Source organism: Rahnella bruchi, from assembly GCF_003614975.1.
Taxonomy (GTDB): domain Bacteria; phylum Pseudomonadota; class Gammaproteobacteria; order Enterobacterales; family Enterobacteriaceae; genus Rahnella; species Rahnella bruchi.
Genome location: NZ_QZWI01000019.1, coordinates 19,445 through 32,328, shown reverse-complemented (window position 1 = coordinate 32,328; position 12,884 = coordinate 19,445). Strand labels below are relative to the sequence as shown.

Genomic DNA, 12,884 nt, shown 5'->3' with positions numbered 1-12,884 from the left:
CTTAAAGCGACATTATTTTAAACAAAGAACAACGCCGCCCGGAGGCGGCGTGGAAAGCGCGGAGTTTAGCAGCTTTGTGCCTGAAGACTGGCGGTATTCAGCTCAATATTCCCGCCGCGGACACGCACTTCGTAGGCGGAAATTGAATGCGTTTCATCTTCCATACAAAGGCCGTCTTTCAGGCGGAAATGTTGTTTTTTCAGCGGACTGGCCACCCAGAGCTCGCCCTGGTGTTCTGCAATAATCCCGCGAGACAGCACGCTGGCCTGCGCGAACGGGTCGGTATTCGACAACGCGAAAATCTGCTCATCGGCATACGGACGGAACAGGGCGATTTGCTGTTCGCCTGCCAGTGCGCAAACACCGCAGCCCGGCAGGATCTGACCGACAGAACAAAGCGTTAACCACTGGCTCATAATACTTCCTCCCCGTCGGCGATTTGTGTCACCGGAATACGTTCGTCAGGGCGCGCCGGACGATGCTGCTGACGTTCACCGACGAACTGCACATTCGGATCGCGCTGGCTGCTGTTGATAAAGTGGGTAAAGCGGGTTTGCGCCGCAGGATCGTTCAGCGTTTCCTGCCACTCGCAGATGACCGATTCGCGCAGGCGTGCCAGTTCGGCTTCCAGCTGATCGTTAAGCCCGAGTTTGTTGTCGATGATGACTTTACGCAGGTAGTCGATGCCGCCCTCGAGGTTGTCCATCCAGACCGAGGTGCGTTGCAGCTTATCGGCGGTGCGGATGTAGAACATCATGAAGCGGTCCAGATAACGCAGCAGGGTATCGTTATCCAGATCGGCGGCCAGTAAATCGCCGTGACGTGGTTTCATCCCGCCGTTACCGCAGACATACAGATTCCAGCCGTTTTCTGTCGCGATAATCCCGACGTCCTTGCCCTGAGCTTCTGAGCATTCGCGGGTACAGCCGGACACACCGAACTTCATTTTGTGCGGCGTGCGGATGCCTTTGTAGCGGTGTTCCAGACTGATGCCGAACCCGAGGCTGTCTCCCACACCGTAACGGCACCAGGTGCTGCCAACGCAGGTTTTCGCCATGCGTAATGCTTTGGCGTAGGCCTGACCGGTTTCGAATCCGGCGTTGATCAGTTTCTGCCAGATAGCCGGTAAATCGTCTTTCTGCGCGCCGAACATCCCTATGCGTTGCGAACCTGTGATCTTGGTGTAGAGATTGTATTCCGCCGCGATTTTGCCAATCGCCTGCAAACCTTGCGGAGTGATTTCACCGCCCGGCGAGCGTGGGATCACGGAATAGGTGCCGTCTTTTTGCATATTGGCGAGGAACACATCATTGGTATCCTGCAACGGCGTGTTCTGTGGCTTGAGAATATAATCGTTCCAGCACGACGCCAGCAGTGAGCCGACGGTCGGTTTACAGACTTCACAGCCGTAACCTTTGCCGTATTTGTTCAGCAAATCATCGTATGAACGGATGCCTTCCACGCGGATCAGGTGATAAAGCTCCTGACGCGAATAGGCGAAGTGCTCACACAGATGATTGTTAACTTCGATGCCCTGTTTGCTCAGCTCGGCATTCAGAACCTGTGTCACCAGCGGAATACAGCCGCCGCAGCCCGTACCGGCTTTGGTCGCTGATTTCAGTGCCGCCACGGTATGGCATCCGCCCTGAACCGCTTTGATGATGTCGCCTTTGGTGACGTCAAAACATGAGCAGATTTGCGCGCTTTCCGGCAAGGCATCGGTACCGATCACCGCGCCGCCGCTGCCTGCGTGGGCGGGCAGGATCAGGGCATCCGGATTTTCCGGCAACGCAATGCTGTTCAGCACCAGTTGCAGCAGGTTGCCGTAATCGCTGGTATCACCGACCAGAACCGCGCCGAGCAGCGTTTTATTATCTTCGCTGACCACCAGACGTTTATAAAGCGCTTTGCTTTCATCGAGATAAACGTAGCTGCGTGCGCCAGGCGTGCGGGCGTGCGCATCGCCGATACCGGCCACATCAACGCCTAACAGCTTCAGTTTGGCGCTCATGTCTGCGCCGGTGAAAGCGTTATCGCGACCGAGCAGATGGTCGGCGGTGACCTGTGCCATTTTGTAGCCCGGAGCGACCAGACCGAAAGTGCGCTGATTCCACGAGGCGCATTCGCCGATGGCGTACACGTCCGGATCGCTGGTCTGGCATTGGTCATTAATCACGATGCCGCCGCGCGGAGCGATTTCTAAATCACACTGGCGCGCCAGTTTGTCTTGCGGACGGATACCGGTGGAGAACACGATGAAATCGACTTCGAGGAAGGTGCCGTCAGCAAATTCCATCGTTTTACGGGCAGAAGTGCCGCCCTGAACAATTTGTTTGGTGTTTTTTGCGGTATGAACCTGCACGCCCATGCTTTCGATTTTCTGGCGCAGCTGGCTGCCGCCCATGACATCGAGCTGTTCGGCCATCAGACCGGGTGCGAATTCAACAACATGTGTTTCAACGCCAAGATTTTTCAGCGCGCCTGCCGCTTCCAGACCCAGCAAACCCCCGCCAACCACGGCACCGCGTTTGCTGCGACGGGCGCAGGATTCAATCGCATGTAAATCTTCAATGGTGCGGTAAACAAAGCAATCCTGACCGTCAGAACCGGTGATTGGCGGAACCCACGGGTAGGAACCGGTCGCGATAATCAGTTTGTCGTAATACACCGTCCGTCCGCTGCTGGAATGAATCACTTTTTCCCGGCGGTTGAGCGTAATGGCGCGTTCACCAATCAGCACATTGACGTTGTGTTTTTCGTAGAAGCCTTCGCGAACCAGTGACAGTTCTTCGGCGGTATGATGGGAAAAATAGGAGGAAAGATGCACGCGGTCATAGGCCACGCGCGGTTCTTCACACAATACCGTGATCTCGAACTGGCCCGGTTCTGCTTTATCCAGTAAATCTTCGATAAAGCGATGGCCCACCATGCCGTTGCCTATTATCGCGAGTCTGACTTTGCTCATAATTGCCTCAATTTTGATTTTCTAAGGCTAAACATAACGCGCGCGAAACGGGGGGTATTGATACAAATCAAGCCGCTCCCAATATACCCCTTAGGTGGTATTTGACTGATTTAATTGAGTTTTTATGTAACCTTTCGATTTATAAACACTTTCAGGCTATTGTTCTAAGATTGGCTTTAAAATTTCTGACGATGAAGTCTTTCTGAAAACGATGAGGTAACGCGTGACGAAAACTCCTTTGCGTACCATTAAGAATGTACGCCTGCCCGACCGGGAAGGGCTGTGGCAAATAGATATCGAAGACGGCGTGATCCGCCGTATTGCTTCTCAGCTGGATAATGCCGATTACGGCGAACATATTCTGGACGGCGAAGGCGGGCTGGCAATACCTCCTTTTATCGAGCCGCATATTCACCTCGATACCACTCAGACTGCCGGTCAGCCAGCGTGGAATCAGTCCGGGACATTATTCGAAGGCATTGAGCGCTGGGCAGAACGCAAGGCGTTGCTGTCCCATGAAGATGTCAAACAGCGCGCGTGGCAGACGCTGAAATGGCAAATCGCCAACGGCATTCAACATGTGCGCACACACGTTGATGTTTCTGACCCGACGCTCACTGCGCTGAAAGCGATGCTTGAAGTGAAAGCCGAAGTCGCGCCGTGGGTGACGCTGCAAATTGTGGCGTTCCCGCAGGAAGGCATAATGTCCTACCCTGACGGCGAAGCCCTGCTGGAAGAGGCGCTGAAGCTGGGCGCAGACGTCGCGGGCGCAATCCCGCACTTCGAATTTACCCGCGAATACGGCGTGGAATCACTGCACAAAACCTTCACGCTGGCGAAGAAATACAATGCGCTTATCGATGTGCATTGCGATGAAATTGACGACGAGCAGTCACGTTTTGTTGAAACGGTCGCGGCACTTGCGCTGCGCGAAAACATGGGCGCAAGGGTGACGGCCAGCCATACCACGGCGATGCATTCTTATAACGGCGCTTACACGTCGCGGTTATTCCGTTTGCTGAAGATGTCCGGTATCAACTTTGTCGCGAATCCGCTGGTGAATATCCACCTGCAAGGGCGGTTTGATACCTATCCGAAACGTCGCGGCATTACGCGCGTCAAAGAGATGCTGGATGCCGGGATTAACGTTTGTTTCGGGCATGACGATGTGTTCGACCCGTGGTATCCGCTGGGCACTTCTAATATGTTGCAGGTGCTGCACATGGGGTTGCATGTTTGCCAGCTGATGGGCTATCAGCAAATTAACGACGGGCTGAAACTGATTACGACTTTCAGTGCGCGCACCATGAATCTGCACGGTTACGGTCTGGAAAGTGGCAACGCCGCCAGTCTGGTGATCCTGCCCGCAGAAAGCGGTTTTGACGCGGTGCGCAGGCAAGTTCCTGTGAGATACTCTGTTCGTCAGGGTTCGGTAATAGCCGAAACTCAGCCAGCAAAAACAACCATTCATCTTGATAAAGATTATCCCGTTGATTTCAACAGCTAACCTTGCAGAATTTGGCAGTAACAATTTGAAATATCTGAAAAAGTTACCGTGAAGCGTAAATAACCGTAAAGGTCTGGCGCTGAGGTTAAAGGCTCTTTAGAATCAGTGGGATCTGTTATTTGTATTTTTGGAAAGGAATTGTCATGTTTAAACGTACTTTGGTGGCCTTAACTGCAGTGCTTTCCCTGACTGCAATGTCGCCGGTTTTTGCTGCCGGACAAACTCACGTCATGCTGACCACTTCAGCAGGGAATATTGAACTGGAACTCGACAGTGCTAAGGCACCGGTTTCTGTGAAGAATTTCGTTGATTACGCCCAGAGCGGATATTACAACAACACCATTTTCCACCGTGTGATCCCGGGCTTTATGGTTCAGGGCGGCGGTTTTACTGCTGATATGCAGCAGAAAGCGACCAAAGAACCTATCAAGAACGAAGCCGACAACGGCCTGCGTAACCTGCGCGGTACCGTCGCGATGGCGCGTACAGCGGATAAAGACAGCGCAACCAGCCAGTTCTTCATCAACGTTGCGGACAACGCTTTCCTGGATCACGGTCAGCGTGATTTCGGTTATGCGGTATTCGGTAAAGTGATTAAAGGGATGGATGTGGTAGACAAAATGTCACAGGTGAAAACGGACAACGTCGGGCCTTACCAGAACGTGCCGGCTACACCGATTGTGATTTTGTCTGCGAAAGTGCTGCCTTAATTTCTTAGGCTTGCAGTTCCTTTCTGTAGTAGAAGATGAAGCCTCCGCCAGCCGGGGGCTTTTTCTTGCCCATTTTACGACCCTTTCTTGACGCCCATCTCGCTGACTAATAGGTTTTAAGGAACGCCCTGCGTCCACTTTCAAGGAAAATGAAATGAGTGAAGCCCGTCTGATTGCAAAAGCCATGAATGAAGGCAAACCGGTGCAGGATCTGGTGATCCTCCCCGCGCTGGCCAACCGCCACGGACTGATTACCGGCGCGACCGGTACCGGCAAAACGGTCACGTTGCAAAGAATGGCTGAACAGTTTTCCCGCATCGGCATTCCGGTGTTTCTGGCGGATGTGAAAGGCGATCTGTCCGGCATCGGCGCAGAAGGCGTTCCCTCGGAAAAACTCAATGCCCGGCTTGCCGGTATCGGCGTCACCGGCTGGCAGCCACAGGCGTGTAGCATTATCCCGTGGGATATTTTTGGTGAGAAAGGACATCCGATCCGCGCGACGATTTCCGATCTTGGGCCGTTGCTGCTGGCGCGTTTGCTGGATCTGAATGAGGTGCAAAGCGGGGTATTGCAGCTGGTCTTTAAGATTGCCGACGATAACGGTTTGCTGCTGCTCGACATGAAAGATTTACGCGCGATGGTGCAGTTTACCGGCGACAATGCAAAGCAGTTCCAGACGCAGTACGGAAATATTTCCTCTGCTTCCATCGGTGCCATCCAGCGCGGACTGCTGACGCTGGAAGGACAGGGTGCCAACCAGTTCTTCGGCGAGCCGATGCTGGACATCAATGATCTGATGAAAACCGACAAGAACGGTTACGGCATCATCAATCTGCTGGCGGCGGATAAGCTCATCAATCAGCCGAAACTCTATTCTGTTTTCCTGCTGTGGTTGCTGGCCGAGCTTTTTGAGCATTTGCCGGAGGTGGGTGACCCGGAACAACCTAAGCTGGTGTTCTTCTTCGATGAAGCGCATTTGCTTTTTAACGACGCTCCGCAGGCTTTGCTGACGAAAATCGAACAGGTGGTGCGCCTGATCCGCTCCAAAGGCGTAGGAATTTACTTCGTGACCCAGAACCCGCTGGATATTCCCGACAGCGTGCTCGGCCAGCTTGGCAACCGCGTGCAGCATGCTTTGCGCGCATTTACGCCACGGGATCAGAAAGCGGTGAAAGCGGCGGCGCAAACCCTGCGTGCCAATCCGGCTTTCGATGCTGAAACAGCTATTACTGAGCTTGGCGTCGGCGAAGCGCTGGTGTCATTCCTCGATGAAAAAGGGCGTCCGGAAGTGGTACAGCGCGCGATGGTGATCGCGCCGGAATCCAAAATGGGCATGTTGGGCGAAGATGAACGTAATAAAGCGATTAATCAGTCACCGCTGTATGGTCGTTATGAAGACAGCATTGACCGCGAATCGGCGTATGAAAAAATTACCGCACAAGGTTTCGGCACGGTCGCCACGCCGCAGCAGACAGGCACGCAGAAACCGCGAGAACCAACGTCTTCCGGCGGCGGGCTGATGGGCGGGCTGAATGAAATTCTGTTCGGCAGCACCGGTCCGCGCGGGGGTAAACGCGATGGCGTGGTGCAGGTGGCGGCCAAAAGTATGGCGCGTGACCTGGGCCGGCAGATCCTGCGCGGCGTACTCGGCTCGATTATGGGGGGCCGTAAAAAGTAATCTTTCGATTAATCCGAGTTTAGGGGGCGTTTTCCGGCGTCCTTTTTTCTCTGTCTATACTTAACTCCACAAGGTATGCGCCCGATGGCGGTAACCAGGGAGGAAATATGGCCAAGAAACTGACACTCAGACAGCAGGAAAAACTCTTTCGCGAACGTCAACGGCAGAACTTTCAGGCCAGCAGCGCGCTGGATGGCCTTGAGGTGGAAGTCGTGTCTCTGGATAACGAGAAAATCGTACAACGTCTGGCCGAACTGAGGGGGCACTATGAACGATAAGCTCGTGGCCGGTGCAGACCCTTATTACTATCCCGGCATCAATGTCCTGAAAAACGCTCTCGAAATCCGCGAAGCCCATCGCCTGCTACAGGCTGAACTGGCCTTTACGGCATTGCGGGCTGCGGCGATGCCACTCGGTCCGGCCGTGATGGGATTGCCACATCTTTGCGCCATCCACCTGTCGCTCTTTCAGGATATTTATCCGTGGGCAGGGGAATTTCGTGAGATTGACATCTACAAAGACGATACCCAGTTTTGCCATTTCGAATACATCGAAAATGAAGGCAATGGTCTGATGCAGGAGCTGGAGGAAGAGGATTTCTGGTCGGTTTGCCGCTGGATAAGCTTGCGGAGAGGCTGGCGCATTACTATACCGGCCTTAATCTTCTCCATCCGTTCCGCGAAGGCAACGGGCGAGTGCTGAGGATTTTTGTCGAGCAGCTGGTTATCCACGCCGGTTATGACATTGACTGGTCCAAAATCAGTCGTGAAAGCTGGCTTGCCGCCAATAAAACGGCGGTGTTTGGCGATGAAACCGATCTGGTCGCCATCTTCAACAAAGTGATCAGTGAAATCGATGATGAGCATTGATCTGCCCGATCAGAACCACAAAATGCTGAAGCCTGTGCCGAAAAATGCGTAGAATTGCCCGGTAAATTTTCGACTTTTACCGGGAACACTATGCTGCTGCTGATCGACAACTACGACTCATTCACCTACAACCTCTACCAATATTTTTGCGAACTGGGCGCTGAGGTGAAAGTGATGCGTAATGATCAGCTGACGCTGACTGATATTGAACAACTTGCGCCGTCGCACCTGGTGATTTCTCCCGGCCCTTGCACGCCGGATCAGGCGGGTATTTCCCTGCAATCCATTACTCATTTTTCCGCTAGCCTGCCGATCCTCGGCGTTTGCCTTGGTCATCAGGTGATGGCGCAGGCATTTGGCGCAAAAATCGTGCGGGCGCGTCAGGCGATCCACGGTAAAACCTCCCCGGTCCGCCATACCGGCCAGGGCGTATTTGTCGGCCTGAATAACCCACTGACGGTCACCCGCTACCATTCTCTGGTGGTCGCCCCTGAAACGCTGCCGGACTGTTTTGATGTCACTGCGTGGACAGAGCGTGAAGGCAAACGCGACGAAATTATGGGCATCATGCACAAAACCTTACCGCTGCATGGGGTTCAGTTCCATCCCGAAAGTATCCTGAGTGAGCAGGGGCATCAGCTTCTGGATAATTTCCTTAAAATCTAATCAGTTAATACTACTGAAAAAATTACTTACCCATCAGGTGCGATTTCTGTTTGCCTGTTTGTGATTTTTTATGCATATTTTATGATTATATTTTCACATCAATATCAGTAAGGGCGGAGTGTTATGGCAGAAAAATCAGCGGTAGATCGGGGCACGTTCGATAAAGTGATTTTGCCGGTTTATTCACCTGCGAAATTTATCCCGGTGAAGGGTAAAGGCAGCCGCGTGTGGGATCAGCAGGGCAAGGAATACGTTGATTTCGCCGCGGGTATCGCGGTGACGGCGCTGGGCCATTGCCATCCTGCTCTGGTAAAAGCGTTGCACGAACAGGGGGAAACTCTGTGGCATCTCAGTAATGTCTTTACTAACGAACCGGCACTGCGACTGGCTCAGAAACTTATCGACGCGACTTTTGCTGACCGTGTATTTTTCGCCAATTCCGGCGCTGAAGCCAATGAAGCTGCTTTTAAACTGGCGCGTTATTATGCTTCGCACCGCCACAGTCCTTACAAAACTAAGATCATCGCATTTCATAACGCTTTCCATGGCCGCACGTTGTTTACCGTGTCTGTCGGCGGCCAGCCGAAATATTCCGATGGCTTCGGCCCGAAACCGGCTGACATTGTGCACGTGCCGTTCAATGACCTGGACGCTGTAAAAGCCGTAATCGACGATCACACCTGCGCAATTGTTGTCGAACCTGTGCAGGGCGAAGGCGGGGTGACACCGGCCACTAAAGAGTTCCTGCAAGGTCTGCGTGAGCTGTGTGACAAACATCAGGCGCTGCTGGTGCTCGATGAAGTGCAAAGCGGCATGGGGCGCAGCGGTAAGCTTTTCAGCTATATGCATTACGGCGTGACGCCGGACATTCTCACCAGTGCCAAAGCGCTGGGCGGCGGTTTCCCGGTTTCAGCGATGCTGGCAACCGAAGAAGTAGCCTCGGTGATGGAGCCGGGTAAACACGGCACCACTTACGGCGGAAACCCGCTGGCTTGCGCGGTTGCCGAGGTGGCGCTGGACATTATCAACACTCCGGAAGTACTGGCCGGTATCAACGAGCGTCGCGAGAAATTCATCAGCGCGCTGGATGCCATTAACCAGAAATATCACATCTTCAGCGAGTTCCGCGGGCAAGGGTTGCTGATCGGCGCCGAGCTTTCCGACGCCTGGAAAAACCGCGCAGGCGACTTCCACGCCGCCGCCGCCGAATTCGGGCTGATGATGCTGGTCGCAGGACCCAACGTAATACGGTTTGCACCATCGCTTATTATCGACTTCGCAGATATTGAAGAAGGGATGGCGCGGTTTGAGAAGGCTGTGGCAAGGGTTGTGGGCTGACTGCTCCTTCCCTTCGCAGGGGAGGGAGTTATAAATCACGCCTTCCGCGTCAGCCAGATCCCATGATGGGGCCGCTGCTTCCACGCCAGTGACGAAATGGTATGCATCACGCTGAGGTGCGAAATCACACGCCGCAGATGGCGCTCCATTTCGGTCAGCGGCATATCGGGATGGAGTTCCGGTGCATTGATCAGCGTGTTCTCATTTCCCGGCCCGTCATACATCAGCCGTTGCTGACAGCTCTGCAACGCAATTTCACAGGTCTGCAAATATTCTGTTGCCAGCTTCTCCGGCAGCATGTAGTGCTCGCGGGCGAGAATAGTCATGGCGTTGATGTGCTCGACGATAAACTGACTGTGGGTCACCCACAGGCGCATATCCGCCAGATAATGTGAGTTAAACCCCGGTTCCTGCATCGCCTGATTCAGCGACGTGAAGAGCTTGTTGTGCGCCTGATTGACCTGCATACGGGTGTAGGCGAGCTTCGAGGTGTCCGGATTTTCTTCAAGCAGTAAGCGGATAGCATCCTGATAGGTTTCCAGCGCCTGATGCGCATTCTGACGCAGTAATCCGCTTTGCCATTGCGGCCACAACCAGATGGTGCCGCCGAAAGCCAGCGCGCAGCCTATCAGCGTATCCACCAGCCGCGGCACCAGAAAATGCACGCCGTTCATCGCCAGCAGTTGTAGTGTGTACACCGCCGTGACCGTCATCCCGACCATTGCCAGCCCGTAGTTTTTGCGCAGCACCGTATACGACACCAAAGTAACGACCAGCATACACATCAGCGTGATGCCTTCGGGTAATTCCAGTTTCAGTAATCCGGCGGCAATCAGCAATCCGGCCAGCGTACCCAGCGCACGGTGCTGGATACGCACGCGCGTAGCGTTATAGCCGTTCTGACTGACCAGCATGATGGTCAGCAAAATCCAGTAAGGCTTTGGCAGATTAAAGAACAGGCCAAGGCTGCTGCCAATCGCCAGAATGATCCCCAGACGTGCGGCGTTGCGCAGCGCGGCGGATTTGAACGAGAGATAACTTTTCAGCGCAGGCCAGAAAGGCAAACGGGGCTGAGTGTTCATCAGATCGCGGCGGTACAGCGGACGTTGTGTCCGCAGAAGTCGCGCAATGCGGCTGAAATGGTAATAGCAAAACTGGCCGACCGGATTCTCCGGATTGCGTGCGGCGATTTTCTCCAGCGCGGCCAGTTCGTTAGCCATCGTAAAACGCTCGGATAAACGGTGGTAAAGAATGTCGTCGGCAATGACGCGCAAACGGGCGGAAATCACCTGGGCATTGCGGCGGATAACCGCTTCGGCGTGGCTTTCTTCGACCAGTTTCTGCACTTCTTCCGGCTGATGCAGGCTCACTGTGATGTGTTCCTGCAAATCGAGTGCCACCTGAAAACGCTGGAACAGCCGCTTATGGTGATGATGATGTCCGTGCTGCGGCAGCATGTGCAGTTGCTGATAAAGCAGGGCAATCAGGTCGATGACCTTCTGCTGGCGCGTCAGCAGCGGCGGTAAAGCCGTTTCCGGGTCGGTATGTTGCGTCAGCAGGCTGTATTTCGCTTCGAAGTAATCCGCGAGTTGCAGATAGAGCTGGCTGAGGGTTTCGCGCATCGGTTGTTCTTTGGAAATACGAAACCACGCCCAGTTGAATAAACCATACCAGGCGGTGCCTGCGGCGAAAAGCACCGGCGCCTGCCACATCGGGCGCACGCCGACCATACTCAGCGTGAAGATGGTCGCGACCAGTGCGCCGGGCAACAGCCGTGCATGAAGCGGGCTGATTTCGCCGGTCACGCCCAGCAGTAACGCCAGCGAGAGCATGATGAGTGGCAGGGGAATGTGCCAGCTTTCCAGCATCACTTGCAACAGAATGCTGCTTACGGCAAACAGCGAGCCACCGACGATCAGGCGTTTGAAAAAGCGTTTGTGTGGGGTATCCAGACCCGCGACGTTGCAGCAGGCAGGACAAAGAGAGAACAGCAGGCCCATTTGCAGGCTGCCGAACATCCAGCAGATACCAACAGGCAGGCACAACACCAGCGTCTGGCGCAGCGCGTAGTTAACTTCCGGATGGTAAAACAGTCTTCGCCATAGCGTCATGGGTAAAGATTAGCCCAAAAAAAAGGCGCGACAGTGTTCTGCCGCGCCAATTTTTAATGGATTAACGTGTGCCGTAAACGACAATCGTTTTACCGTGTGCGGAGATCAAACTCTGATCTTCCAGCATTTTGAGAATTCGTCCGACTGTTTCACGTGAACAACCGACGATTTGGCCGATTTCCTGACGAGTGATCTTGATTTGCATCCCGTCCGGATGGGTCATCGCATCAGGCTGTTTAGCCAGATTAAGCAGAGTTTGAGCGATACGGCCTGTTACGTCGAGGAAGGCAAGGTTGCCGACTTTCTCTGACGTCACTTGCAGACGGTTTGCCATCTGCGCGGAAAGACGCATCAGAATATCCGGGTTAACCTGAATCAGCTGGCGGAATTTTTTATACGAAATTTCAGCCACTTCACAGGCAGTTTTTGCACGAACCCACGCACTACGTTCCTGACCTTCTTCGAAGAGTCCCAGCTCGCCGATGAAGTCACCTTGGTTAAGGTAGGACAGTATCATTTCTTTGCCTTCTTCATCCTTGATAAGGACAGCAACTGACCCTTTCACGATGTAGTAAAGCGTTTCGGCTTTTTCACCTTGGTGAATCAGCGTACTTTTAGAAGGATACTTATGTATATGACAGTGAGACAGGAACCATTCAAGAGTCGGGTCTGTTTGTGGCTTGCCGAGAACCATTTGCTATTATCCTCTGTTGTTATCGCTGCCCAAAATCACAGGGCTCAGAGTTCCCTGTATGGCACTTCAAAATCAAAAGCGCCCTTTCAGCATATAACTCCCCAGAAATGCTGCAAGCGGGTGTCGGAGTGAAACAGCCTGATTATTGCCGTTATCACCGTGGGTTCTGTTCTTAAACCGCGAAAACCGTCACCGCAATTCACTGGAAAGTATGTTTCGGCTTTGTTTGTAGCACAGGTTTGCAATGCTGTCTTCTGTTGTCTCGCTTCAGCATGATGGCGATCGGGTTACGTTGCCAGATTTTGGGTGAAAGGGTAGTCTGAGGGGAAAGTTTGACGAATTTATT

At 53.5% G+C, this 12,884-nt stretch carries 10 protein-coding genes and 1 pseudogene; 7 read left to right on the top strand and 4 right to left on the bottom strand.

Going from position 1 to position 12,884, the window contains the following annotated elements; all coding sequences use genetic code 11:
• Window positions 1-65: 65 nt before the first annotated feature.
• Together nirD and nirB are read right to left on the bottom strand one after the other, a co-directional pair.
• Entirely contained in the window at window positions 66-416 is a 351-nt protein-coding gene (gene nirD / locus D5398_RS22370) for a nitrite reductase small subunit NirD (RefSeq protein ID WP_120509585.1), read from the bottom strand.
• Window positions 413-2,965, bottom strand: coding sequence for a nitrite reductase large subunit NirB (gene nirB, locus D5398_RS22365; RefSeq protein ID WP_120509584.1), 2,553 nt, complete (start codon window positions 2,963-2,965; stop codon window positions 413-415). The genes nirD and nirB overlap by 4 nt, the downstream gene beginning before the upstream one ends.
• A gap of 223 nt (window positions 2,966-3,188) precedes the next feature.
• Here nirB and D5398_RS22360 point away from each other — a divergent pair, with 223 nt between their 5' ends.
• The 7 genes and pseudogenes from D5398_RS22360 (at window position 3,189) to argD (ending at window position 9,733) form a co-directional block, all read left to right on the top strand.
• Window positions 3,189-4,472, top strand: coding sequence for a cytosine deaminase (locus D5398_RS22360; RefSeq protein WP_120509583.1), 1,284 nt, complete (start codon window positions 3,189-3,191; stop codon window positions 4,470-4,472).
• 143 nt (window positions 4,473-4,615) lie between these two features.
• On the top strand, window positions 4,616-5,182 hold the full coding sequence (gene ppiA / locus D5398_RS22355; protein ID WP_120509582.1) for a peptidylprolyl isomerase A: 567 nt from the start codon (window positions 4,616-4,618) through the stop codon (window positions 5,180-5,182).
• Window positions 5,183-5,336: 154 nt separating this feature from the next.
• Window positions 5,337-6,860: a helicase HerA-like domain-containing protein gene (locus D5398_RS22350; RefSeq protein WP_120509581.1), complete on the top strand. Its 1,524-nt coding sequence runs from the start codon at window positions 5,337-5,339 to the stop codon at window positions 6,858-6,860.
• Window positions 6,861-6,967: 107 nt separating this feature from the next.
• Window positions 6,968-7,138 (top strand): YhfG family protein, encoded by a 171-nt coding sequence (locus D5398_RS22345; protein WP_120133952.1) that lies wholly within the window; start codon window positions 6,968-6,970, stop codon window positions 7,136-7,138.
• Window positions 7,128-7,729, top strand: a pseudogene (locus tag D5398_RS22340) (putative adenosine monophosphate-protein transferase Fic). Before D5398_RS22345 ends, D5398_RS22340 begins: the two are co-directional and overlap by 11 nt.
• Window positions 7,730-7,819: 90 nt before the next feature.
• Window positions 7,820-8,395, top strand: coding sequence for an aminodeoxychorismate synthase component II (locus D5398_RS22335; protein ID WP_120509580.1), 576 nt, complete (start codon window positions 7,820-7,822; stop codon window positions 8,393-8,395).
• A gap of 123 nt (window positions 8,396-8,518) precedes the next feature.
• Complete coding sequence (gene argD / locus D5398_RS22330; protein ID WP_120509579.1) at window positions 8,519-9,733, top strand: bifunctional acetylornithine/succinyldiaminopimelate transaminase; 1,215 nt, start codon at window positions 8,519-8,521, stop codon at window positions 9,731-9,733.
• 35 nt (window positions 9,734-9,768) lie between these two features.
• Here the strand turns inward: argD and D5398_RS22325 are convergent, their stop codons facing one another.
• Both D5398_RS22325 and crp read right to left on the bottom strand, forming a co-directional pair.
• Window positions 9,769-11,844 carry a YccS/YhfK family putative transporter gene (locus tag D5398_RS22325; protein ID WP_120509578.1) on the bottom strand — a complete coding sequence of 692 codons (2,076 nt, stop codon included), beginning with the start codon at window positions 11,842-11,844 and terminating at the stop codon, window positions 9,769-9,771.
• A gap of 61 nt (window positions 11,845-11,905) precedes the next feature.
• Complete coding sequence (crp, locus tag D5398_RS22320; protein ID WP_013573634.1) at window positions 11,906-12,538, bottom strand: cAMP-activated global transcriptional regulator CRP; 633 nt, start codon at window positions 12,536-12,538, stop codon at window positions 11,906-11,908.
• Between the last annotated feature and the right edge of the window lie 346 nt (window positions 12,539-12,884).